Annotated in this window: 20 protein-coding genes and 1 pseudogene; 14 read left to right on the top strand and 7 right to left on the bottom strand. The window is 51.7% G+C overall.

Going from position 1 to position 24,019, the window contains the following annotated elements:
• Positions 1 to 115: 115 nt before the first annotated feature.
• A complete protein-coding gene (locus ACM1PF_RS05205) occupies positions 116 to 571 on the top strand; it encodes a DUF2358 domain-containing protein (protein WP_416672833.1) in 456 nt (151 codons plus the stop codon).
• A 176-nt stretch (positions 572 to 747) separates the two neighbouring features.
• Here ACM1PF_RS05205 and ACM1PF_RS05200 read toward each other — a convergent pair whose 3' ends face one another.
• Positions 748 to 1,281, bottom strand: coding sequence for a hypothetical protein (locus ACM1PF_RS05200; RefSeq protein WP_416672832.1), 534 nt, complete (start codon positions 1,279 to 1,281; stop codon positions 748 to 750).
• A 305-nt stretch (positions 1,282 to 1,586) separates the two neighbouring features.
• Between ACM1PF_RS05200 and ACM1PF_RS05195 the strand changes: the two genes are divergently transcribed.
• Positions 1,587 to 2,795, top strand: coding sequence for a 4-hydroxy-3-methylbut-2-enyl diphosphate reductase (locus tag ACM1PF_RS05195; RefSeq protein WP_416676571.1), 1,209 nt, complete (start codon positions 1,587 to 1,589; stop codon positions 2,793 to 2,795).
• A 12-nt stretch (positions 2,796 to 2,807) separates the two neighbouring features.
• Here the strand turns inward: ACM1PF_RS05195 and ACM1PF_RS05190 are convergent, their stop codons facing one another.
• Entirely contained in the window at positions 2,808 to 3,488 is a 681-nt protein-coding gene (locus ACM1PF_RS05190; RefSeq protein ID WP_416672829.1) for a YggS family pyridoxal phosphate-dependent enzyme, read from the bottom strand.
• Complete coding sequence (pipX, locus tag ACM1PF_RS05185; RefSeq protein WP_416672828.1) at positions 3,485 to 3,754, bottom strand: transcriptional coactivator PipX; 270 nt, start codon at positions 3,752 to 3,754, stop codon at positions 3,485 to 3,487. Before pipX ends, ACM1PF_RS05190 begins: the two co-directional genes overlap by 4 nt.
• A gap of 622 nt (positions 3,755 to 4,376) precedes the next feature.
• Here pipX and ACM1PF_RS05180 point away from each other — a divergent pair.
• From ACM1PF_RS05180 to ACM1PF_RS05140, 9 genes are all read left to right on the top strand, one after another.
• Positions 4,377 to 5,063, top strand: coding sequence for an SOS response-associated peptidase (locus ACM1PF_RS05180; protein WP_416672825.1), 687 nt, complete (start codon positions 4,377 to 4,379; stop codon positions 5,061 to 5,063).
• Positions 5,026 to 7,362, top strand: a complete 2,337-nt coding sequence (locus tag ACM1PF_RS05175) for an HsdM family class I SAM-dependent methyltransferase (RefSeq protein WP_416672822.1) — start codon at positions 5,026 to 5,028, stop codon at positions 7,360 to 7,362. Before ACM1PF_RS05180 ends, ACM1PF_RS05175 begins: the two co-directional genes overlap by 38 nt.
• 84 nt (positions 7,363 to 7,446) lie before the next feature.
• Positions 7,447 to 8,538 carry an RIP metalloprotease RseP gene (rseP, locus tag ACM1PF_RS05170; protein ID WP_416672819.1) on the top strand — a complete coding sequence of 364 codons (1,092 nt, stop codon included), beginning with the start codon at positions 7,447 to 7,449 and terminating at the stop codon, positions 8,536 to 8,538.
• A 96-nt stretch (positions 8,539 to 8,634) separates the two neighbouring features.
• Complete coding sequence (gene nth / locus ACM1PF_RS05165) at positions 8,635 to 9,300, top strand: endonuclease III (protein WP_416672817.1); 666 nt, start codon at positions 8,635 to 8,637, stop codon at positions 9,298 to 9,300.
• Between the two features lie 1,342 nt (positions 9,301 to 10,642).
• Positions 10,643 to 11,761: a type IV pilus assembly protein PilM gene (pilM, locus tag ACM1PF_RS05160; RefSeq protein WP_416672813.1), complete on the top strand. Its 1,119-nt coding sequence runs from the start codon at positions 10,643 to 10,645 to the stop codon at positions 11,759 to 11,761.
• 12 nt (positions 11,762 to 11,773) lie between these two features.
• Complete coding sequence (locus ACM1PF_RS05155; RefSeq protein WP_416672811.1) at positions 11,774 to 12,583, top strand: PilN domain-containing protein; 810 nt, start codon at positions 11,774 to 11,776, stop codon at positions 12,581 to 12,583.
• Positions 12,580 to 13,374 (top strand): pilus assembly protein PilO, encoded by a 795-nt coding sequence (locus ACM1PF_RS05150; RefSeq protein ID WP_416672808.1) that lies wholly within the window; start codon positions 12,580 to 12,582, stop codon positions 13,372 to 13,374. The genes ACM1PF_RS05155 and ACM1PF_RS05150 overlap by 4 nt, the downstream gene beginning before the upstream one ends.
• A gap of 114 nt (positions 13,375 to 13,488) precedes the next feature.
• Positions 13,489 to 14,283 (top strand): AMIN domain-containing protein, encoded by a 795-nt coding sequence (locus ACM1PF_RS05145; RefSeq protein WP_416672806.1) that lies wholly within the window; start codon positions 13,489 to 13,491, stop codon positions 14,281 to 14,283.
• A gap of 2 nt (positions 14,284 to 14,285) precedes the next feature.
• Entirely contained in the window at positions 14,286 to 15,713 is a 1,428-nt protein-coding gene (locus ACM1PF_RS05140; protein ID WP_416672804.1) for a type II secretion system protein GspD, read from the top strand.
• 291 nt (positions 15,714 to 16,004) lie between these two features.
• On the opposite strand, the gene fabD is transcribed toward ACM1PF_RS05140, so the two are convergent.
• The 4 genes and pseudogenes from fabD to rpaB form a co-directional block, all read right to left on the bottom strand.
• Positions 16,005 to 16,889: an ACP S-malonyltransferase gene (gene fabD / locus ACM1PF_RS05135; protein WP_416672801.1), complete on the bottom strand. Its 885-nt coding sequence runs from the start codon at positions 16,887 to 16,889 to the stop codon at positions 16,005 to 16,007.
• 179 nt (positions 16,890 to 17,068) lie between these two features.
• Complete coding sequence (locus ACM1PF_RS05130) at positions 17,069 to 18,073, bottom strand: beta-ketoacyl-ACP synthase 3 (protein WP_416676570.1); 1,005 nt, start codon at positions 18,071 to 18,073, stop codon at positions 17,069 to 17,071.
• 2 nt (positions 18,074 to 18,075) lie between these two features.
• Positions 18,076 to 19,109 (bottom strand): annotated as a pseudogene (plsX, locus tag ACM1PF_RS05125) (phosphate acyltransferase PlsX).
• 88 nt (positions 19,110 to 19,197) lie between these two features.
• Entirely contained in the window at positions 19,198 to 19,935 is a 738-nt protein-coding gene (gene rpaB / locus ACM1PF_RS05120; RefSeq protein WP_416672799.1) for a response regulator transcription factor RpaB, read from the bottom strand.
• Between the two features lie 204 nt (positions 19,936 to 20,139).
• Between rpaB and radA the strand changes: the two genes are divergently transcribed.
• From radA to ACM1PF_RS05105, 3 genes are all read left to right on the top strand, one after another.
• Positions 20,140 to 21,762 carry a DNA repair protein RadA gene (gene radA, locus ACM1PF_RS05115; RefSeq protein WP_416672796.1) on the top strand — a complete coding sequence of 541 codons (1,623 nt, stop codon included), beginning with the start codon at positions 20,140 to 20,142 and terminating at the stop codon, positions 21,760 to 21,762.
• A gap of 198 nt (positions 21,763 to 21,960) precedes the next feature.
• Entirely contained in the window at positions 21,961 to 23,520 is a 1,560-nt protein-coding gene (locus ACM1PF_RS05110) for a YcjF family protein (protein ID WP_416672794.1), read from the top strand.
• A 170-nt stretch (positions 23,521 to 23,690) separates the two neighbouring features.
• Positions 23,691 to 23,891, top strand: a complete 201-nt coding sequence (locus tag ACM1PF_RS05105) for a hypothetical protein (protein WP_416672791.1) — start codon at positions 23,691 to 23,693, stop codon at positions 23,889 to 23,891.
• Positions 23,892 to 24,019: the final 128 nt, after the last annotated feature.

Below are 24,019 nucleotides of genomic sequence, written 5' to 3'. Positions count from 1 at the left end.
CAACTTCATCATTAATTGAGGCTACTCCAGGGGAGTTCAGGGAAACCTGGATCTTCCCTGGAGTTTTATGATTGATAGACAGATGAGGCGATATCTGGAGGGACTGATTTCTGAAATGACTGGTTTTGCAATGACGGACGACAATCGCATTCAATCTATCCTCCAAACGCTGAAGGCGGATCTACCCCATCTATTTCAGCGCGATATTTCCTACGATATTTATTCCCAGGATATTTACTTTCACGATCCGGTCAACACTTTCAAGGGAAAACTGAACTACCGCATCATCTTTTGGACATTGCGCTTCCACGCCCGCCTTTTCTTCACCCAAATCTTTTTTGACCTTCACGACATTACCCAGTCCTCGGAAGATGTGATTTTGGCTAACTGGACGGTACGAGGGACATTGCGCGTTCCCTGGAAAGCCCAAGTGTTGTTTAACGGTACATCAACCTACAGGCTCAACGCCGATCGCAAAATCTATGAGCACCAGGACATTTGGGATCGCAAACCGACTGAAATTTTGAAGCAATTTGTTCGCAAAGCCCCCGATCGCACCTCAGAATCCTGAACCAGGCTCCTGCTATCTTCTGCATCAGGCATTGAGCTATCGGGCTTAATCCTATGGGCCTAATCCTACGAGCTTCATCTATGAACTGATAGCGGTTTGCACTTGCGTAGACCACACAACATTTGTAAGGGCAGTTCGCGAACTGCCCCTACGGTGGCTGACTCATCTGGGAATCGCTATAGATTCGCCTCAGCTTCCAGTTGCGATCGCCAATCCACAATATTGTTCAAATCCTGGGCAGACCAATGGTGATAGTATCCCGTTTTTTGGAGCTGGGCACTGGCAGCCTGGAGGGACTGTAACGGTTGAACCAGGACTAGCAAATACTGACCATTACTGGTATTGATATGGCTGAGGGTTGTTTCTGGATTGCCTGGATGATCGACCAGTGCCACCAGATTATGCTGAGCGAACTCTGCATTCAACTGCTGCACCTGGGCAATCAATTCATGACCGTCCACCAGGGCAGGATGGGTGGCTACGATTGCCACTTCCCAGGACTCATCCCAAACATGGGGCATTGTCAGGAGGGTTTGGCAGGTTTCCACCAGAGAGTGACAACAGTGAACCGTAACTCGGCGATCCAACCAGGCCTGACGACAGTAAGGACAGGGAGGCAGATTGGAAAATTCAGATTGGGGGACACTGAGGAAGTCCTTGATCCAACGGTCTAGGTGCTGCTGTACCTGAGCGGGTTGAAGTTGGTGCATAAGTAGAGAAAATCTTGAACAGACTGCCTAGCCCCAGAAGACGGAACTTGGTCTTTGCGTTTCTTAACAGTATTTACAGGGGCATGAGATCTACTGATAGATAGAGTTTTTCTTAAGAGAAGAATAGAGCTTGCTCGATATTAGGGTGAATTTGTGGCATGGTATGCTGCCATCGCTACGGATCATCACTGGGGATCGCTGAATTCCTATGATGAGAATTGATGCTGACAGACTTCAGCCTTTGACCTCAATTTGATAGGCTGAGTACAGGTGTGACACAATATGTAACTGAAGCAATTCCCCGCATGGATACCAAAGCGTTTAAGCGATCGCTCAACAGTTCCGCCAATTACCACCGCAAGGGGTTTGGTCATGATGCTGAAGTCTCTGGACAAATGCAGACGGAGTACCAGAGTCATTTAATCCAGCAAATTCGGGAAAACAACTACACCCTCCAGCGCGGGGATGTCACCATTCGTTTAGCAGAGGCCTTTGGCTTTTGTTGGGGGGTAGAAAGGGCGGTGGCCATGGCCTACGAAACGCGGCAGCACTTTCCCACAGAGCGCATCTGGATTACCAATGAAATTATTCATAACCCGTCTGTCAATCAGCGATTGCGGGAGATGAATGTCAGCTTCATTCCGGTGGAGCAGGGAAGCAAGGATTTTTCTAGCATTGAGCAGGGAGATGTGGTGATTCTGCCGGCCTTTGGAGCCAGCGTTCAAGAAATGCAGCTCCTCAACGATAAGGGCTGCACGATCGTCGATACCACCTGCCCCTGGGTATCTAAAGTGTGGAATACGGTAGAAAAGCACAAGAAAACCCAGCACACCTCCATCATTCACGGCAAATACAACCACGAAGAAACGATCGCCACTAGCTCCTTCGCTGCCACCTATTTGATCGTGCTAAATATGGCAGAGGCGCAGTACGTTTGTGATTACATCCTGCATGGGGGCGATCGCCATGAGTTCATGGCTAAGTTTAGCCGCGCCTGTTCCGCCGGATTTGACCCCGATCGAGACCTGGAGCGCGTCGGCATTGCCAATCAAACCACCATGCTCAAGGGAGAAACCGAGCAGATCGGGAAGCTGTTTGAGCATACGATGATGAAAAAGTATGGCCCCAACAAGCTGAACGATCATTTCCTCAGCTTTAACACGATTTGTGATGCCACTCAGGAACGACAGGATGCCATGCTGACCCTGGTGGATGAACCGCTGGATCTCATGGTTGTGATTGGTGGCTTTAACTCATCTAACACCACCCACCTTCAGGAAATTGCCATCGATCGCAGCATTCCGTCCTACCACATCGACAGTGCCGAGCGCATCATGGGCAACTGCATCGAACATAAGCCGTTGCATCAAGGCTTAGAAATTCAGGAGAATTGGCTACCAGAAGGAAAAATCGTAGTGGGTGTAACCTCTGGAGCCTCTACCCCCGATCGTGTGGTAGCTCAGGTGATTGAAAAAATTCTGGAGTTGCGGCCCACCGTAGCAACTGTTTCGTAGGGCGCAGATCCCTTACCGTTCGCCAAATAGGGTTCGCCCCAAGCGAATCATCGTTGATCCAGCCTCGATCGCCAGGGGATAATCCTCCGACATGCCCATGGAAAGCTGCTCCATCTGGAGATGCGGCCAGTTTTGCTGCTGAATCTGATTCGCCAGGGCACGGGTTTGCGTGAAGGCATTCAGCGATTCAGACGTATCCAGCCCATAGGGAAGAATCGTCATCAGACCAGAAATTCCCAGGTGTTTGCATTGATCCAGCAACGGTAAATCGGTTAATAATTCCGAAACTGACCAGCCGTACTTATTGGGATCAGGCAGAACCTTCACCTGAAGGCAGGTTCGCAAATTGACGGACTGATTTTCTGCCAATTGATCGAGCCGTTGCGCCAGCTTCAGGCTATCCACCGAATGAATCCACTGGAATAATTCGATCGCCTTGGCTGCCTTGTTACTTTGCAAATGCCCAATCAAATGCCAGGTAATATCGGGCAAGTCTTGCAATTGCATCTGCTTCTGCGCCGCTTCCTGAATTCGACTTTCGCCAAAATCACGAATGCCGAATTCATAGGCGACTCGCATTAACTCAACTGGAACTTGCTTGGTGACAGCAATTAACCGCACGGAATCGGGCAGCGTTTGGTAAACCTGCTCCAGCCGTTGGGTAATCGTTTCCGCAGAAAAGAAACGGGTCATTGAAAGGTACGCTTATGGGTCGCCTGGAGATCATCATACAATTGCTGTTGCCCAGAGCGACGCAGCTCCCGTAAGCGGCTCTCAACCATGATGCGGGCCTCACCCCGGCTAATTGGCTCAAACTGAACCCCTTTGGTTCCTGTTGTCACGATAAAAAACAGCCGTTGAGCATACAGCGTGGCAAACAGTTCTCGGTTTTCTTCAACCAGACAGATTCTAAATAGTAGTCCAAATGTCGGATGGTTGAGATAGGTTTCCGTATTCATTTGGACTTTGGCTGCAATAGGAACACGCGGATCTATCATTTAATGCAAACAGCACGGGTAGTAGGATGGAGCCAAAACAACAATCAGTAGGGCAGTAGGGGCAATTGGACAGTCAATCAAACGTGATCAAAACCGGGAGAATGCTGAAATCCCAGTGCACTGCACTCAGCTAAGAAGGGGCGATCGAAAGAAATCCTAGACTGGCAAAGTGGGTCGCCTGAGCGATTCTCAAGGAATCCGTGATCACAAATACTTACCAGAAATTATCACTATACTACAGGAATTCTAGCGTTTTGTGCGGCTCACTTTTCTACCCCAAAGGAGTATAAATCTCAACCCTCAAAAGTCTCCCTTTAGGTATTCCGCACAGCGGAATAATTTTATTAAGCTCTGTAAACGGGGTCGATCTAACTTCAGTAGATCGAAAGATCGAAAATGAATTCGCATTCACCTGCGTTCGTTCGCGCAGCCTGTGCATCGCACAATCCCCCCTGGCAGTTAAATTATTGATACAGGTTTATACAGGAGAGCTGCACAGGGGATCTGCGGGTTGGCTGGGCGAAGATGCTTATCCCACAAGAATTTTAGTTAATCTGGTGTACCTTTATGCAGGAGCAGGCGCATGTGCGGACGATTTACCCTTACCCAATCTGGTGAAACCATTGCCAGAATGTTTGACCTGGAGGAGGTTCCCACCATCCCGCCTCGCTACAACATTGCACCGACCCAGCCGATCGCAGTGATTCGTAGTTCAACGCCTCCTGGAACACAGCAACCGGAGCGGGAGTTCACCTATCTCACCTGGGGGCTGGTGCCTTCCTGGGCAAAGGATCCAGGCATTGGCGCGCGGATGATTAATGCCAGGGCAGAAACCGTAGCGGAAAAACCGTCCTTTCGGGCAGCGTTCAAGCGGCGACGGTGCCTGATTCTGGCAGATGGTTTTTATGAATGGCAGCGATCGCCAGAGGGAAAACAGCCCTATTACTTTCATCTGAACCATCACGAACCCTTTGCCTTTGGCGGACTCTGGGAACACTGGGAAAATGGCAACGGGGATGTGATTGAGTCCTGTACCATCCTCACGACCACTGCGAATGATGTCCTCACGCCAGTCCACGATCGGATGCCGGTGATTCTCAGTCCAGATGGATATGATCTCTGGCTCGATCCCACGGTTGAAACCCATCAAGATTTGCCTACCCTGCTCCGGCCCTATGCGGACGATGCGATGGTTCGCTATCCTGTTAGCTCCACCGTGAACAATCCGCGCCATGACCGCCCAGAGTGCATCCATCCCCTGGAAGATTGAATCGTGGCAGGCAACGATCGCAACCCATCTTCTGCGCCAGCAATTCTCTCCGACTGAAGCCGATCGCGCCACCTGTCAACTCATTCTGGCTCTGCTCTGGCTGTATTTGTGGGAACAGCGGGGTGGGGTTGCTCCTCCCCTTCAGTCCTTACAGGGCGATCGAATCTATGCCAAATTCCTGCGATCGCTCACGGTGCTGCATACCAGGCTGGGGCTGGCCAACCCCTTCCCCCGGCTCACTCAGTTCGAGTTAGACGATCCGGTGCTGCGGGGTGTAGTAGCTGATTTGAATCAGCTTGAATTGGCCAACCCGATCGCCTGCACGATATTGGGACAGGTCTATGAACAGATGCTAGGACGATCGATCGATTCATCTGCACAACGTCCTGTCGCTGCAAGCCGCAAAAAATCAGCCGGGATTTACTATACACCTCCTGCGATCGTTCAATCTATCCTCCAATCCACCCTGCCCCGACTGCTCCCAGGTACACTATCTCCAACCGATCCGCCACCTTGCCTGCGATTGCTTGATCCCGCCTGCGGTAGTGGTGCGTTTTTAGTAGCCGCCTATCAATATTTGCTGGACTGGTATTTACAGCAATACCTGCAAGATCAAAATCCTCTGTCTGACCAACCAGCACTACAGAGAGATAGCGATGGTCAGTGGCGATTGACCCAGGCAGAACGAGAACGAATTTTACTGACCCATCTGTTCGGGGTAGATCTTGATCCACAGGCGGTGGTAGTGACGCAACTCTGCCTCTGGTTGACTCTAATGGAGGATTTGCCCGACTCAATGCCGCGATCGTTGCCCTGTTTGGGGCACAACATTCAGCAGGGAAATGCACTGATTGGCTCAGAGGTAGAATCCCAGCTCGCAGATCTTTGCCCCCTGGACTGGGAGAAAGCTTTTCCAGCCATCATTTCAAAGGGTGGGTTTGACCTGGTGTTGGGCAATCCGCCCTACATTGATTCTGAAACCATGACGCTCCATCTGGCAGAATGGCGAGCCTATTGTGGACAGCATTACCGCACGGCACAGGGCAACTGGGACTTATTTTGCCTCTTCATTGAAAAGGCGATCGCACTTTGTCGTCCCGGAGGCATCACCAGTCTGATCGTGCCCAATAAGCTGGCCTCCGCCCGCTATGCCCGCCCAGCCCGACAAATTTTGAGCCAGGAAAACCAACTCCTGCTCCTGCGGGACTATTCCCAGGTTCCCGTGTTTGCGGCTTCAGTGTACCCCCTGGTTTATGTCGCCCAAAAAACTTTACCCACTCCCGATCAGACCGTTCGCTGTGAAATCATGCAGGATTTACACCAGGTCAAGGCGGTTCGATCGCTGTCCCTCCATACTGCACCACCAGAGGCTCCCTGGTTATTGACCCCCACATCTTACCAATCCAACCTGCTGCTTCGCCTGCAACAAACCTTTCCCGCCCTAAGCACGATCGCTCAGGTCACTGGCGCGGCAACGGTGGAGGAGGCCTATCGCATTCAGCCCCTGATCTGCGATCATCCAGCACCAAGCCCAGCGGATTTGCGCCTGGTGAATAGTGGGACGATCGATCGGTATGGCGTGCAATGGGGAAAAAAACGGTTGCGCTATCTGGGTCAAACCTACCTGCATCCAGTGATTTTATCCGAGGATCTCGCCCGACTACCTCCCAAACGCTACCAGCAAGCCACCCAACCCAAGGTGATCATTGCAGGCATGACACGACGGCTGGAGTGTGCCCTGGATCAGGAAGGGATCATCCTGGCAGGCAAGTCCACATCGGTGATTTTGGCAGCGGCGATCGACTTACGATATCTGTTGGGATTACTGAATAGCCAACTTCTGAGCGTTTACTTCAATCACTGGTTTGCCGGAAATCGGCTTCAGGGGGGCTACTTTCGGGTTGGCCCACCCCAACTACGGCAGTTACCGATCTGCATCCCCAATCTAAATAATCCATCGGAACGAGGAGCCTACGAACAAATCATTGCCTGGGTTGACCAACAGTTAGAACTGGAATCCCAAAGGCAGTTTCCCAATGCTGCAATCAATCAGTCCGTTGATCAGGCAATGGGGCAAATCCCTGATCAGCCGATCCCTTTGACGAGCCATCCAACGATCGATCAAACCATCCATCCAGCGACTCATCCGGCGACTCATCAAACCACTGATCAAATAACTGATGCTCAGATGACTGATGCTCAGATAACTAATCAAACAATCGATCAGGCGATCGATCGGTTAGTTTGCCAGCTCTATCACCTTACCGATGCAGAAATTGGCACCTTATTTCGAGAATAAATTCCTACCCGCAGGACGGTGAATTGGTCAGGGCATCTAGAATAGTAAAGATATGTACACAACAGTTTGGACTGGTTGGGGGTTATGTCAGTTTTAGCGGCGATCGGAGTGCTTGCACTTTTAATTGTGGTTCATGAGCTGGGACACTTCCTGGCTGCTCGCCTTCAGGGAATTCATGTGAATCGGTTCTCCCTGGGGTTTGGGCCCATCCTATGGAAATATCAGGGCCGCAGAACGGAATATGCGGTTCGGGCCATTCCCCTGGGCGGGTTTGTGGGATTTCCTGATGATGATCCTGATAGTGACATTCCCCCGAATGATCCTGATTTGTTACGCAATCGTCCGATTCTCGATCGGGCGATCGTCATCAGTGCAGGGGTCATTGCGAACTTAATCTTTGCCTATTTTGTATTTGCAACACAGTTTGTTGCCGTTGGGATTCCTCAATTCAGCGATCAATCTGGGGTTCTCGTTGCAGATGTTATTTCTGTGGAAGCTCCCGCGGCCCAGGCTGGACTGCGGGCAGAAGATGTAATTCTGGCGGTGAATGATCAGTCCCTGGGAGATGGGAATGAGGCGCGGATCTTGTTGATGCAGCAGATTCAGGAACACGCCGATCAACCGATCGACCTGACGGTGCAACGTGGAGAGCAGCAGTTGGATCTCACCGTGACTCCCCGCTCTGAGGAAGATGGCATTGCGCGGATTGGGGTACAACTCTTGCCCAACCGCCGGGTTACAGGCTATCGTCCGCCCAGTGGTGTGGTAGAAGTGCTATCGGAGGCGGCCAGAGTCTTCCAAAATGCCTTCCTGGCAGTCGCCCAGGGGTTTATCTCCCTGGTGACAAACTTTTCCTCCGTCGCCAGTCAGGTGGGCGGCCCGGTCAAAATTGTGGAGCAAGGAGCCAGTTTTGCCGCATCGGATGCCACGCGGCTGTTTGACTTCGCTGCTTTGATCAGCATTAACCTGGCGATCATCAATATCCTGCCGCTCCCGGCCCTGGATGGTGGACAATTAGCCTTCCTGTTGATAGAAGCCTTACGGGGCAAACCGTTGCCCAATCGGATTCAGGAAAACGTGATGCAGACGGGGCTGATGCTGCTACTGGGTCTGGGCATCTTCCTGATCGTCCGCGACACCACTCAACTGGAAGTGTTTCAAAACCTGTTCCAGTAAACCGCTCCAGTAACCTGTTCCAGCAAATATCAACCCATACCCTGTGTCTCCCCGTCGTAAAGTTGCTCCCAAAAAACAGCGGCCCTGGAAATTCTGGTGCGCCTCAAGCGGTTGTATCCAGATGCCACCTGCACCCTGAACTACGAAACGCCAGTCCAACTTCTGGTTGCCACAATTTTGTCTGCCCAATGCACTGATGAGCGGGTGAATCTGGTCACGCCAGAACTGTTTCGCCGCTTTCCAGATGCGGCTGCCATGGCCAGGGCAGATTTGGATGAGATTGAACAATTGGTTCGATCGACGGGCTTTTATCGCAATAAAGCAAAAAACATTCAGGCTAGCTGCCGCATCCTGGACTCCCAATACCAGGGGCAAGTCCCACAGCGCATGGAAGAACTGCTGCAACTGCCAGGAGTTGCCCGCAAAACGGCCAATGTGGTGTTGGCCCATGCCTATGGGGTGAACGCTGGCGTAACGGTAGATACCCACGTCAAACGATTAAGCCAACGATTGGGGCTGACGCAATACACAGATCCCATTCGGATTGAGCGAGATTTGATGCGCCTTCTACCGCAACCCGATTGGGAAAACTGGTCAATTCGACTGATCTATCATGGTCGCGCGGTCTGTACCGCCCGCAATCCTGCCTGCGATCGGTGTCTCCTGTTCGATCTTTGTCCTGCGGTGGATTACACCAAAGTAACTCCGCCAGTGAGTCCGGTTCCGACTTCAGTATCTGGGTCGCAGGGGAGTCGGGAATAGGGAATAGGGAATAGGGAATAGGGAATAGGGAATAGGGAATAGGGAATAGGGAATAGGGAATAGGGAATAGGGAATAGGGAATAGGGAATAGGGAATAGGGAATAGGGAATAGGGAATAGGGAATAGGGAATAGGGAATAGGGAGGGGGACGTTTGTAAAAGCGTCCTTTTTTTTGGATTTTTTTGAGAAAACAGCCCCGATCGAATAAGTTCCCTTAGGGACACAAATTAAATAACTCCGATTTTTTCTGTACGGGCGCACAGCAGTGCGCCCCTTCCGGAGATTAAATTTTCGATTTTATTTAATCCGCATTCCTTAGAATTGCGTTGGCAACCGTAGCGCAGGCAGTGTTTCGACGGCTCGACTGAGCGTTCGACTGAGCTCACGCCGAGGTCCGAAGGGCTCAAGCGTTCGACCGAGCTTTCGACCTGAGCTCACGCCGAAGGGCTCACGCCGAGGTTCGAAGTCTTGCCTGCCAGTAAACTATCCATTGCACAAATGCCAAAGTGGGATACACTCATCTGGACTCTGGCTATCCAATCAGGGCTGAGTCCAAGGGATGCACTTTCCATATCAGCAACGAGTGACAAACTATTTCTATTAGGATCAGCGATCGATGAAATTCCTTGCTTCAGAATGGGTAGTGGATATGGGAACTCAATAGAGAAAAATCCAGCCGTCGATCGCCCCATGAACGATTTTTCTTTGTTCACGAAGATTTTGATTTCCCATCACTTGTACTATTTTTGAACTCATCTGAAAACTCAGCAAATCAGGAAAAACTGCGCTCTCCCTTAGATTGGGACAAATGTTCGTATGCTTGATGGCACTCCAGATTTAGAGGCTTGGCAGCTAAAATCACCCTACTTGTAGCGGAAAAACCATCTACTGCCCTAGGAGCGATCGGCAATCCAGGAGCGATCGGCTGCTCGGATGGCTCTGTTTTAGTCTAGAATTTCTACAGTCGTACTGTTAACTCAGGGTTATACGTAATCTTGCTGATACAACTTCAATAGATTTGATTAGAATGTTAAGCAGGTATTCTGATCAAGCTGAGTTTTGAACTCGCTCAGGTTGTTGAGCAAGTCTTCTACGGACTAGGAAATTTGAGTCGTTGAGAATTTAAATCAGCGTTGCTCTACTTTAAGGTTTGTGACTAGATTGGGAAGGAGGGGAAGGACGCAATTAAATTAATTAGATTAAGCAATAATGATCCCAATTAATTTGGATTAGCTATTGTATTAGCAGGAAGCTTGGTACTCCTTTTCCAAAAGGCAGCAGCATCAAGATTCTTCTCGCGTTGTCTTAATCTTCCTTACCCCCGAATTGATGGGCAAAAACTGTGACTAGTGGTCTCAAGAATCTATTCTCAAGAAAGACAAAAGGGATCGGTGTAGAACTGGCTCCCGATCGTGTCAACGTTTCTCGTCTCAAGAAAAAAGGTCAGGGTTTTCAACTGACCAGCCTGGCTTCTGCTGAGGTTCCTGATGGCATCTTTGAAGAGGGGCAAATTTTAGACTCTGCGGGAATGGCAGAGATCATTCAGTCCGTACTGGCTGAAGCAAAGCTCAAGGTGAAACACGCTGCCACAGCTATCCCCGGAAGTCGAGATACCGTGACCCGGATTATTCCTGTTCCGGCTGAATTGGACGATCGAGAACTGCGGGAAATGGTTTTGAACCAGGAAGCAGGTCTGTATCTTCCTTTTCCCCGTGAAGAGGCCGATGTGGATTACCAGAAGTTAGGGTTCTTTGTCGATGAAGACGGGATTGAGAAAGTTCAGGTCTTGCTTGTAGCAACGCGAAAGGAAGTTACCGATTCTTACCTGGAAACGTTCCGGCAGGCAGGGCTGGTTGTAGATGTTTTAGAAATCAGCAGTTTTTCCCTCATTCGAACGATTCGGCAGCAACTCCGCCAATTTACTCCCCAGGAGGCAGCGGCGATCGTTGATATTCAGTTTGAAAGTACTGAAATTTCCATTGTCGTAGATGGGGTGCCCCAGTTCTCGCGGACGGTTCCCATCGGAACCTATCAGGTGCAAAGTGCCCTCAGCCGAGCCATGAACTTGCCTCCTACCCGCAATACAGAACTGCTCCAGGGGATGACGGTTCCCGTTACCCCGATTGACAGTATGAGTACAGCGGCTCCCAGACCAGGTGGCACGAACCCTGGAACGGCTGCCATGCTGCGGATTTTGGGCGAACTTGCCGATGAACTGCGTCGTTCGATTGACTTTTACCACAATCAGGGTGAGAACACGGAGGTCGCGCAATTATTGCTGGCTGGCCCCGGTGGCGCAATTGGACAACTCGATGAATTTTTCTCGCAGCGATTAAGTCTACCTGCCAGTCAGGTTGATCCGATCGCAGCCCTATCGTTAGAGGTGGAGCAAGAGATTCCACCGATTCAGCGAGCGGGTTTAGGTGTGGTGTTGGGGTTAGGTTTACGGGAGGCTTGGTAGGGAGAACGACCCATGTACAGTCTAGATGTCAATTTTCTCAACGATCGTCAGGATCGCCCTACGGAGGCAGGCTTAAGTCGGGTTCGTACCGTCAGGTCTAGCCCCCTGCCGCTTTACCTGGGTTTGGCAACCATGATTGCTTTGCCTGCCCTGGTGGGAGGGTTCTGGCTGTTTCTGCAAAACCAAAATCAACAACTTGCCCAGGAGCAAGCCGAACTGGATAATCAGCTCACGGCCTTAAATGCTCAACTGAGCGTCATCAACGACATCAACACTCAAATCAGCCAGATTGATCAAGAAAATCGGGCCCTGGCAACGGTGTTCGATCGGATCAAACCCTGGTCTGCCGTTTTGCAGGATGTGCGGGGGAGAGTGCCCAGTAATGTCCAGATTCGGCAGATTGAACAGGTAGAGACCGAGGCTCAACCCACAGCCGCTCCTGCGACTGCGGACGATGGAACAGCAACAACCCCTGAAGCTCCACCGCCCCAATCGGGGGTTCGGATTATTGGCTACGCTCAGTCGTTTAATGATGTCAATGACTTTGTATTGACCTTACAACGATCGCCCTTTCTCAACGCTGGCACAGTGCGGATGGTGGGTTCGCGTCTGGTGAATAACCCCACAGAGGTTGAAATCTCTGGAGATCAAACCGATCGAGAGATCGAAGTTGAACTGCCCAGAGTCGTGGAGTACACCATTGAAGGCGATCTCACCAATCTTCCTGCTTCAGCCCTGCTGCAAGATCTAGAGCGAACCCTATCGGTTGGGTTCGCCACTCGAATTCAAGCCCTTCGTGACAGAGGAGTAATTCAACCATGACGGCTGGTGGAGACTTTATCCCAACGGGAGATCCCAACGAATTTGAAGAGCCGAGCTATCCAAAGCTATTTGGACTGAGCCTGACCCCCACCGTTAGCGGTATTTTGCTGGCTCTGCTGGGGTTAGGTGCCGCGATTTGGCTCTGGTCGGCGGTGGTGCAACCTTCCCTACAGCGCAATCAAGAGCTACGCACCGACGTGGCCACCAAGCGGCAGCAGTTAATCGATCAGGAAGAAACGCAGCGTCAGATTCAAGAAGCCCAAAATCGGTTGACGGAGGCTGAACAGCTACAGTCCGATGTCTTGGGACTATTTGCGACTCAACGGAGTTTGGACACGCTGTTGCTGGATGTGAATGAGCGAGTGCAGTCAGCGAACGCGGGGATTCAAGATCCGGCGCGGCGGGCGAATCTGGTGCGGTTTGATCTCAACAGTAGTGAATCGGGGGTTGTTACCGATGGTTCCTACGGCAGTACAGTGGATGGTCGGCTCCGACGGCAGGTATATGACGTGGAAATTGAAGGCACTTTTCCCCAGGTGGTTTCGATCGTTCGGAGTATTGAACGGTTACAGCCCCTGTTGGTGGTGGGTGATCTGACCTCGCAGTTGGATACAACGACTCAACGCCTGGTTTTAAATCCGGATGGACAGGTGGCCGCTGGACAACCCGAACCCAGAATCAATGCCGCGTTTCAACTGGCCGCTTTAGTGCCCGTTGAACAAACCGCTCCCCAACCTACCGAGCAAACTGACGCAACAGAGGAGACTGAGGAGGCAGAAACCGCTCAATAGGTAGCCTGATGATTGTCCCAGTCCTGGCTCATTCAATCATTAAGCCCAAAGTTTGATCAATCGATTTCGGTGAGCATTTGTGTGACAAGGATGTGTGATAAGGAGGAGTGAACTGTGAAACGCGATCTTGGACTCAGTGGGATTCTTGGGGGAGCAGCCGCGATCGTTATGATTGCCCAACCTGCCCATGCATCTCCTGCCCGAATTACAAACGTACAGGTGAATCAAACCCAGGAAGGAACCAATGTCGTCCTGGAAATGCGGAATGGCGATCGACCGCAGGTGTTCACGGTTAATCGTGGCAATGCGCTGGTTGCTGACATTATCAATACTCAGTTGCAACTACCGGAGGGGAATGGCTTCCTGCAAAATGCACCTGCTTCTGGGATTGCTTCAGTTAGCGTCACTCAACTGGATGCCAATAGCGTTCGGGTCATTGTCACCGGGGATGGCGATCCGCCCAGCGGTGAAATTTTGACTCGTGCCAACGGCGTTGTGCTGAGTGTTAGCCCAACGGGTGGGGTGGCAACCGCACCTCCCCTCTCTTCGGAAGAAACTGCGATCGCCCCTCCGGTTTCTGCCGCTCCACCTCCTGCCCCTGCTGCACCGGAGACTCAAACCGCGCAAGCCCCCGATCCATCGCTCCCCCCGCCTTCCCCTTCGGATGTGCTGGTTCCAGATCCCGGTATCACGATCGATGGTGTGCCGGTTCTCCAGCCGAGTCGGGGCTATGTGCCACCCACCCTACCCGCTCCGGTTCCTCCACCGATCGGCGATATTGCCACCTCTAGCCTGGATACCTCTCCGCCAGAGGTTAACTTAGGGACAACGGAAGTGGTACCCCGGTTGGTGCTGCGGGATGCGCCTGTCCGAGATGTGCTCTCTCTCCTGGCCGGGCCGCCGGGCTAAACGTGGCCTACATTGGTGACACTCAGCAGGACACACCCACCCAGCCAGGGGCAGAAGAAGTTCCTGATGTCAGAATCTCATTGGACATTGAAAATGAGCCAGTCCAAAACGTCTTCAACTATGTGGTGCGGATCGCGGGTTTAGATGTGAATCGGGTCGGACGAACCATTTTTGTGGGGCCACGCTTACCGAACACAGCTCGCCAGGTGATTGCCCGGACGCTCCGGCTCAACCAAACCGATGTCCCCTCTGCCCTGAATTTCCTGGTTGGCTTGGGAGCAGAAACCTCCGTCAGCCGTGAGCGATTAGTGACCAGTGTTAGTGCCGTTCCGGTTGCGGCGGCAGCTGAAGGGCAAGCATCTGCAATTACCCAAACTCAGACCACCACTGAGCAACGGATCGAAGTGCAGCGGGTAGACTATCAGGACTCTACTCCCCTCTTGCGCGGATTGCAGGTGACTGGAGATGAACGCACCAACTCGGTGACGCTGATTGGTAATCCCAGGCAGATTGAGGTGGCAGCCGCCCAATTAGCCCAGTTAGATGTCCGCCGTCGGCAAACCGCTGTGAATGTCCGCGTGATTGATGTCAATTTGCTGGGTATCGATCGCGTTTCCACCAGTTTCTCCTTTGGTATTGATGATACCCGGGTGATTCAGGATGGTGGGGTTGGCATTATCAACTTTGGGACTCGCCAAAGTGTGAGTACACCCGCCCAAATCACAGGGGATGCAGACGGAATTGTGGGAGGAACACTGGTTTCCCCAATTCCCCCACAGGGCTTTGACTTTATTCGGAGCTTCCTGGCTCAGTTGCAAGTAGCTGTGACCAGCGGCAACGCTAAGATCTTGACCGATCCAACTCTAGTGGTGCAAGAGGGACAAACCGCTGAAGTGCAGCTAACCCGCGATGTGGTCACGAACTTCAGTCAGCAGATTACAACAACGGATCAAACCTCTACGGTGACGCTAGAAGCCGAAACTGAACCCGCTGGCTTAATTCTTCAGGTTCAGGTGAATCGCATTGATGACAACGGCTTCATCTCCATGTCGGTTGCGCCTTCAATTTCCGCACCCGTCGAAAATATCACCGTGCAGTTGGCAGGACAGTCAAACCAGATTACGCTCCTTTCCGAACGCCGATTATCCTCTGGGTTAGTCCGAATTCGGGATGGACAAACGCTAATTTTGTCGGGCATCATCGAAGACCGCGATCGAGTGGATGTCACCAAAGTTCCGATTCTGGGTGATATTCCGATTCTGGGTGCATTGTTCCGGAGTACACGCCGGGAAAATGAGCGGCGAGAGGTGATCGTCCTGGTGACTCCCCATATTATTGATGACTCGGATACTGCGACGTTTGGCTATCGCTATACGCCGACCACTGAAACTCAGCAGTATTTGCAAGAGCAGAATATTCGCTTGCCTTAGGAATGCAAACTAAATAATCTGGAATTCTTGTGGGGTGGGCACCTTGCCCGAATCTAGAATTCTTGTGGGGTGGGCATCTTGCCCGCCCAGTCAGCAAATTAAACCGCTTTAAGGGGTGGCGATGAACCGTCATCCCTTTTTACTAACCTCCTGACTCCTGACTCCTGACTCCTGACTCCTGACTCCTGACTCCTGACTCCTGACTCCTGACTCCTGACTCCTGACTCCTGACTCCTGACTCCTGACTCCTGACTCCTGACTCCTGACTCCTGACTCCTGACTCCTGACTCCTCACTCCTCACCTAAATCTGCCAATCCCCCTACATTCTCCAATCGCAAATCAGAGCAAGTCCGCTTCATAATTCCCGTCAAAACTTTACCGGGCCCCACTTCGACCACTCGATCGATTCCTGCTTCTGGCAGGGCCAGGGTAATTTCTCGCCAGCGAACTGAACCCGTCATCTGTTGGGCCAGTCGCGCCTTAAGGATATCGGCATCTGTTGCTGGAGTCGGTTCAACGTTGGACAAGACGGGAATCCTGGCAGGCTGAAATTCTACTGCGCTCAAAACCTGCTGAAATTCTGCGGCCGCTTCTGCCATCAGGGGAGAGTGAAAGGCTCCACTTACATTGAGCTTAACGGCACGCTTGGACTTCACGTTGGCCATAACGGACTCCACCGCTGCAACGGTTCCCGAAATCACGACCTGCCCCGCGTTGTTGTCATTCGCCAGAACCACATCCGGCGTTTCGGCAATTTGCTGTTCCAACTGAGCGCGATCGAACCCCAGCAAGGCTGCCATAATCCCTTCAGAAGCCTGTTCCATCAGTTCGGCTCGCCGCTTCACCAGACGCAATCCCGCTTCAAACTCCAATACTCCGGCTGCATAGAGGGCAACATATTCTCCCAGGCTGTGCCCTGCTACCAGGTCGGGCTGCTGACCGCGATCGTGCAGCAAGTCCACCAGAATGCTTTCGATCGTGTACAGACAGGGCTGAGTGTAGAGAGTATTGGAAACCTTATCATCTTCACTCCGGCAAATCTCTGGAACTGACCAGCCGAGAATCTGTTCCGCCTGGGCAAACTTCCCTTTTGCGGCGGGTAGCTCATACAAATCAGCCCCCATGCCCATCGATTGGGAGCCTTGCCCCGGAAACACCCATGCAGTCTTAGTCATAGCAATTGAAAAATGTCTATACCAGTTTGTAACCAGACTTACATTTTACGGTGTTAAGGGAACGGCGGTGTTTCCTTATGCCATGACATTGGGAGGGCAAATATCGGGACGTAGCCCTCCCTCGTGAACCCAGACGATCGTCGTTAAGCAGGGCATGGATGAGTAGAGCATTGCATTTCTTATGCCTTTCCCCAGCGAAAAATGGTTGCGCCCCAGGTGAGTCCGGCTCCAAAACCCGATGCTGCGATCACATCTCCCGGTTTTACCTTACCCTCGCGCACCACCTCATCCAGGGCGATCGGAATCGAAGCCGCCGAGGTGTTGCCGTACCGGGCCATGTTGCTGATCACCTTGTGGCTGGGAATCCCTAAACGCTGGGCCACTGCATCCAGAATCCGCTGGTTTGCCTGATGCAGTAATAGCCAGTCCACTTGATCCACACTGAGATTAGCCCGATAAAGGGATTTTTCGATGACTTCTGGCACTCGCTTCACAGCAAAGCGATACACCTCCTGACCGTTCATGGCGATCGGCTGGAAGGTGCCCTGCCCGATGGTAATATCCTCAATCAACTCGTTCGGTTGGGGTTGAAACGCTAACGTCAGGCACTCGTTTTGGCGACCATCACTGCACAATTCAAATCCCAGCAGCCCATTCCGATCGGGATTTGCCTGCATCACTACGGCCCCCGCCCCATCACCAAACAGGACACAAGTACGGCGATCGCTCCAATCCGTCCAGCGAGACAGCACATCGCCCCCAATCAGCAGCACAGTCTGATAGGTTCCCGCCTGAATAAACTGAGCTGCCGTGACCATACCAAACACAAAGCCCGAACAAGCTGCTGTCAAATCAAAAGCTGCGGCTTTGACTGCCCCCAGTTCTGCCTGGATTTGGCTTGCTGTCCCAAACAAATCATCTGGCGTGGAGGTAGCCAGAATGATCAGATCCACCTCTGTCGCTGCCACACCCGCCATATCCAGCGCATGACGAGCGGCCTCAGATGCGATCGATTTCAGTGATTCATTCGGTTTCGCTAACCGTCGTTGCTGAATCCCTGTGCGAGTGCTGATCCACTCATCCGAAGTATCCACAATCCGACTCAATCCATCATTATCCAGAGCGGCCAATGGGGCAGATGAACCACACCCCGTAATGGCAACGCCAATTCCTGATTGATGCAGCATTATTCTCCGTCTGTGGCGGTCGCTTTCGTTTTTCGAGGTTGAAATTGCATACGGTCTAGTACTTGATGATCCACCGCTTCCTTAGCGAGGCGTACCGCATTGAAGATCGATGGAGCCTGGGAACTACCATGACTGATGATACAGATCCCATCCACGCCAAGTAGCAAACCGCCCCCGTGTTCAGCGTGATCGATGCGCTGCTTAATCCTTCTAAGGTTGGGCTTAAGGAGTAACGAACCAAGCCGACCGCGCCAACCCTGAGGCAATTCCTCCCGCAGAATTTGCAGCAGTACCTCACCAATGGCTTCGGCAAACTTCAGCAGGACGTTGCCAACAAATCCATCGCAGACCACGACATCGAACTGCCCCGTCAACACGTCGCGCCCTTCGGCATTTCCAACAAACGTCAGATTACGGTTTTGTTCAAGCAGTTCGTAGGTTTTCAGGGCTAACTCATTGCCCTTGGAAGATTCCTCACCAATATTAAGCAAACCGACTTTTGGATCGTCAATTCCCAGGACATAGCGAGAGTACACCGTCCCCATGACGGCAAACTGCTCTAAAAATTTGGGTCGGCAATCCACATTTGCCCCCACATCTAAAATCAGTACGGATTTCCCTGCCATGATTGTGGGTAGAACCGTTCCGATAGCCGGACGATCGATTCCTGGCAAACGACCCAACCGCAGTAAAGCTGCCGCCATCGCTGCACCCGAATGCCCCGCAGACACGACCGCATCAGCCCGTCCTTGCTTCACCAAATCCATTGCCACGTTAATGGAAGCCTTGGGCTTACGACGCAAAGAGCTTAACGGTTCTTCATGCATCTCAATCAAGCCCTCCGCCGGGACGATCTCCATCTGAAGAGAAGAACCGTGTGGCTTTAATAGAGCTTCAATTTTCTGGGGTTCGCCTACCAGTAAGACTTTCACCCCCAACTCCGCTTGCGCCCGGATTGCGCCAGCAACTATTTCATCGGGGGCATGATCCCCCCCATCGCGTCAATTGCGATCCGTGCCTGAGTCGATCCCATTGATCAATAGTTTGTAGAAACCTCACAAATTTTATCAGATGGACTCTCCCCAGTGGGGTAGGGAATTAACGGAAAACCGATCGAAATCCTACTTATTTCCTTCTTCACCCGGCGGAACAATCCGTTGAAACAAATAGCCTGTGCCTCTTGCAGTCAAAATTAGTTCAGGATTGCTGGGATCATCTTCCAGTTTGGCCCGCAGGCGAGAGATGTGGACATCGACGACCCGTGTGTCTACGTGACGCTCAGGTGTATAGCCCCAAACCTCTTGTAGAATTTCCGACCGGGAGAAGGGTTCACCCGATCGCCCCACCAGCAACTCCAGCAGGCTAAATTCCATGCCAGTGAGCCGAATTCGCTCATCGCCTTTATAAACCTGGCGTTTATTGGTGTCGATCCGAATGTTGTTGATCTGGATCACTCCAGAACTGGGAATCCCAGAGGTTCCCACCTTCTCTACCCGCCGTAGCACCGATCGAATTCGAGCTTCCAGTTCCTTTGGCGAGAAAGGCTTCACCACATAGTCATCAGCCCCCAACTCCAGACCCGTGATGCGATCGGCAACATCCCCCAGAGCCGTTAGCATAATGATAGGGACATCGGATTCCTTGCGAAGCTCCTGACACACCCCGTAGCCATCCAGTTTGGGCATCATCACATCCAGAACCACGAGATCCGGATTGGCATTGCGAAAGGTTTCCAGTGCCTCTTCGCCATCCGCGGCCGTGACCACGTCATATCCAATCATCGAAAGACGAGTTTCTAGAATGCGGCGAATACTCGCTTCGTCATCTACTACAAGAATTTTTTCTTTGTGGTTTTCCAACTTACTTAACGCTCCTTAATTCAGCTTTTTCATCGTTAATTTTCATCACTTTATCATTAAGATATTAGCTTATGCGATCGAACTTAGAACGCTGAACTTCCGATTATTTCTACATTTCAACGTTTCTTAAGATTTATCTAGATCCTATCAGAGTTCAACATTTCTGAACTTCCGTAAACTCTTGTCTCTGGCCCATTTTCAGCAATGCCTAAATCCCGATCGCAATATGTTTGTCATCAATGTGGCGGAGAATTTCCTCAGTATTTTGGGAAATGTCCAGCCTGTGGTGAGTGGAATTCTTTGGTAGAGCAAGTCGTCACCGCTCCAGCACCCGGTCGAGCGACTACCCTTGCCACGCCTCGTTCTGCCAGCAAATCTCGTCCCCCCCAGTCTTCCAGACCCCTCGCGGCCCTCACCCTGGCAGAAATTTCTGACTATCCCCAGTCGCGCCTCACCTCTGGCTACACAGAACTCGATCGGGTTCTAGGGGGTGGCATCGTCCCCGGTTCCCTGGTGCTGATTGGTGGCGATCCAGGCATTGGCAAATCCACCCTCCTGCTCCAGGTGGCCAATCAACTCGCCCAGCAATACCCGATTCTCTATGTCTGCGCTGAGGAGTCGGGACAGCAGGTGAAGTTGCGATCGCAGCGGTTGAGGATTGGGGAAAGAAAGGCGGAAGAGGGAAGGCGGAAGGCGGAAGAGAATGAGGGAACGGAGGTTGAACGTTGGGAGTCCGAACCTACAGCGGCAAACAGCAAGCGAAGCCCCAAACGCAAATCCACCTCATCCGAAACCTCCCCTGACTCCCCTGGCTCCTCACTTCAAGGGCTACGCTCGCGCTCCGCGAACACTCCTGACTCCTCACTCCTCACTCCTGACCTCTACCTTCTCCCCGAAACCGACCTGGAAACCGTCATCCGAGAACTGGAATCCCTGCGCCCTCAGGTGGCCGTGATTGATAGTATTCAAGCCCTTTACTTTGCCTCGTTGAACTCGGCTCCAGGGTCAGTGGCCCAGGTGCGGGAGTGTACGTCTGCCCTGATGCAGGTGGCCAAGCGAAACAACATTACGCTGTTTATTGTCGGTCATGTCACTAAGGAAGGAGCGATCGCCGGGCCGAAGGTGCTGGAACATTTGGTGGATACAGTACTGTACTTTGAGGGCGATCGCTTTGCCAGTCATCGGTTGTTGCGATCGGTGAAAAACCGCTTTGGCGCGACCCATGAACTGGGCGTGTTTGAAATGGCGGATGTGGGCTTAGAGGAGGTGAAAAATCCTTCGGAATTGTTTCTGGGCAATCGGGATGAACAGACTCCAGGCACTGCAACGATCGTGGCTTGTGAAGGGACTCGTCCTCTGGTGGTGGAACTTCAGGCGTTGGTCAGTCCAACCAGCTATGCCTCTCCTCGACGATCGACGACAGGAATTGAATACAATCGGCTGCTACAAATTCTGGCGGTATTAGAAAAACGGGTGGGAGTTCCCCTATCTAAATTAGATGCCTACGTTGCTGCGTCGGGAGGTCTGAACGTTGGAGAACCCGCTGCCGATTTGGGAGTCGCCATTGCGGTTGCAGCCAGTTTCCGCGATCGAATTGTTGATCCAACCACAGTATTAATTGGAGAAGTCGGATTAGGGGGGCAGGTGCGTCCTGTGTCTCAGATGGAATTGCGCTTGAAAGAGGCAGCAAAGTTGGGCTTCAAACGGGCGATTATTCCCTCCAGCCAGGCGGTTTCTAGCTCTGAGTTGGAAATTATTCCGGTTTCGCGGGTGGTGGATGCGATCGCGGTGGCGATGGTGGCTGGGGGAGTGAGGAGTGAGGAGTGAGGGTTACTCCGTAGCGCAGGCATCTTGCCTGCAAATCATTGGCACTTTTAGAGCGGGTTTTCACCATCGATCGCATCGGCTTTCCACCGGACAAAATTGGCTCAATCCTGAACCTGCTATGTTACGGTTGAACCATTGGCAGCCATCTTATTCTCCTGAAGTCTGCCCCCTGATTACCCTGCACCCTTTGTATCCCCTATGGCTTTTCCGTTGCGACGACCTATTTTAGTGGGTGGACTGGGCTTAACCGCTGGAGCCTGGGCCCTAAATGCGATCGATCCGTCGTTTCTCAATTTGGCAGATACAGCGGTGTGGGGGCTGGCATTATTGGGGCCGGGAATGTGGCTACTGAAGCAGCGTCGTCAGGGCACGTTGGATTTGACCATGGTTCCTCCGGTTGATCGAACGGCAGTGGAACAAGCCATTAATCAGGTGAATGCTCGCATCGATCAGCTTATTGCTGAAAGTCAATCCATTACCGATCCAGCAAATGCAGAAACGATCGCCTCGGTCGTTGTTCAGTTACAGTCACGACTGCAAGAACTGCGATCGGGGATGGATCGGAGAAATATTGGACTGGCAGTGGCAGGGCGCAAAGCGGCAGGTAAAACGACCCTGACAAAATTACTCAAATCCGGAATCCTTTCCAGCACGGCTTCTACAACTTTCTTACTACCGACTCAGTCCCTTGTTTCTGAAGTCACTGATCCGGAAATTGATCCGGAAGCCGAGCCAGAAACTGATCCAGAAGTACGAAAACTCAATAACTCCTCAGAAGATATTGAAACGGCAGACTTAATTCTGTTTTTGATCGCCGGAGATCTAACGGATTCTGAATTCAAAGCGATCGAACAGTTGGTACGGCAAAAGCATCGCGTTCTCCTGGTTTTGAACAAACAGGATCGATACTTGCCGGAGGAACGTCCCCTGATTTTGCAACAAGTCCGCGATCGGATCAAAGGCTTACTGTCTCCGGAGGATGTGATTGCCATTTCGGCGAAACCGGCCCCGGTGATAGTTCGCCATCAGCAAGCCGACGGCAGCCTTCAGGAACGGACGGAACAACCCGAACCGGACATTACTGCACTGCAACAGCGAGTGGAAGCCATTTTGTCTACGCAGGGACAGCAGTTGGTGATGGCAACACTCCTACGACAAGTCTCTGCACTGAATGTGGGCGTACAAATTGAGCTAAATCAGCTCAAGCGGCTCAAAGCATTACCTGTGATTGAGCAATATCAGTGGATCGCAGCAGCGGCGGCCTTTGCGAATCCGGTACCCAGCCTGGATCTGGTGGCAACGGCATCGGTGACAGCGCAACTGGTAGTAGATTTAGGCAAAATTTATCAGCAGTCTTTTTCCCTGGATCAGGCGAAGACGGTCATGGGCAATTTGGCGACGCAGATGGTGCAGTTGGGACTGGTTGAGGTTGCCACCCAGGCGATTTCGCCGGTTCTGAAAAGTCACGCGCTGACCTATGTGGCTGGGGGAACGATTCAAGGCCTCAGTGCTGCCTATTTAACTCGGATTGCGGGATTGAGTTTGGTGGAATACTTTGAAGAGTGCAGCATGAGTCTGGATGGTTCCAGTAGTTCATCTTTGCAAATCGATCGCCTGGTACAGAAGGTGAAGCAGGTATTACAAGACAACCAGCGATCCGTATTTTTACAGAGTTTAGTTAAACAGGGAATAGGACGGCTGATGCCGCAGTCCAATCAAAAGAAAGAGGCGATCGAGATTAAGGCTTATGTAGAGTAGGTTTTGACCGATTCCAGATTATGAAGTGAATCGTTGCAGGAACTAAATACAAGCTTGAAGTTGATAAAGATAGAATGAATTCCATCCCTAAAGTCATGTATCTAAAGCAACAGGGGCATACTATGGAAGAAAAGAAGATCTTCTGTCCCTAGTTTTGCAGGATGACGATCATGGAAGGTTATTCAGTTCTAGTTACTACCCACAGCAAGCAGATTGCAGTTCCCTTCAACACTAAAAACGAGGCGATCGGCTACATTGCTTACATTTATCGGAACTATAAAACGAGATTTAATAGTGCCAAGGTTGTGCCCACGCAGCAACTCGATCGCAGGGTGGAGCAGCAAGACGATTTCAGATTTTTGGCGGCATAGCAGCAGATTATCCGACACCCGTTAGCTGGCTCATCGAACCACTCAGCGATCGGCTCCTTTGTTCTCAGATTCACGGTCAAATTTCTACTCAAGATCCTCGACTTCGTTGAAAAGCCGGGGATTTTTTT

Source organism: Egbenema bharatensis FJBBOT/2019 (genome assembly GCF_048077055.1).
In the GTDB taxonomy this organism is placed as follows: Bacteria; Cyanobacteriota; Cyanobacteriia; order Elainellales; family Elainellaceae; genus Egbenema; species Egbenema bharatensis.
This window is presented reverse-complemented; position numbering and strand designations above follow the sequence as displayed.

Coding starts and splice junctions, on each gene's coding strand:
- ACM1PF_RS05205 (WP_416672833.1), top strand. CDS start 116: ATGACTGGTTTTGCAATGACGGACGACAATCGCATTCAATCTATCCTC.
- ACM1PF_RS05200 (WP_416672832.1), bottom strand. CDS start 1,281: ATGCACCAACTTCAACCCGCTCAGGTACAGCAGCACCTAGACCGTTGG.
- ACM1PF_RS05195 (WP_416676571.1), top strand. CDS start 1,587: ATGGATACCAAAGCGTTTAAGCGATCGCTCAACAGTTCCGCCAATTAC.
- ACM1PF_RS05190 (WP_416672829.1), bottom strand. CDS start 3,488: ATGACCCGTTTCTTTTCTGCGGAAACGATTACCCAACGGCTGGAGCAG.
- pipX (WP_416672828.1), bottom strand. CDS start 3,754: ATGAATACGGAAACCTATCTCAACCATCCGACATTTGGACTACTATTT.
- ACM1PF_RS05180 (WP_416672825.1), top strand. CDS start 4,377: ATGTGCGGACGATTTACCCTTACCCAATCTGGTGAAACCATTGCCAGA.
- ACM1PF_RS05175 (WP_416672822.1), top strand. CDS start 5,026: ATGACCGCCCAGAGTGCATCCATCCCCTGGAAGATTGAATCGTGGCAG.
- rseP (WP_416672819.1), top strand. CDS start 7,447: ATGTCAGTTTTAGCGGCGATCGGAGTGCTTGCACTTTTAATTGTGGTT.
- ACM1PF_RS05155 (WP_416672811.1), top strand. CDS start 11,774: ATGTACAGTCTAGATGTCAATTTTCTCAACGATCGTCAGGATCGCCCT.
- ACM1PF_RS05150 (WP_416672808.1), top strand. CDS start 12,580: ATGACGGCTGGTGGAGACTTTATCCCAACGGGAGATCCCAACGAATTT.
- fabD (WP_416672801.1), bottom strand. CDS start 16,889: ATGACTAAGACTGCATGGGTGTTTCCGGGGCAAGGCTCCCAATCGATG.
- radA (WP_416672796.1), top strand. CDS start 20,140: ATGCCTAAATCCCGATCGCAATATGTTTGTCATCAATGTGGCGGAGAA.
- ACM1PF_RS05110 (WP_416672794.1), top strand. CDS start 21,961: ATGGCTTTTCCGTTGCGACGACCTATTTTAGTGGGTGGACTGGGCTTA.
- ACM1PF_RS05105 (WP_416672791.1), top strand. CDS start 23,691: ATGGAAGGTTATTCAGTTCTAGTTACTACCCACAGCAAGCAGATTGCA.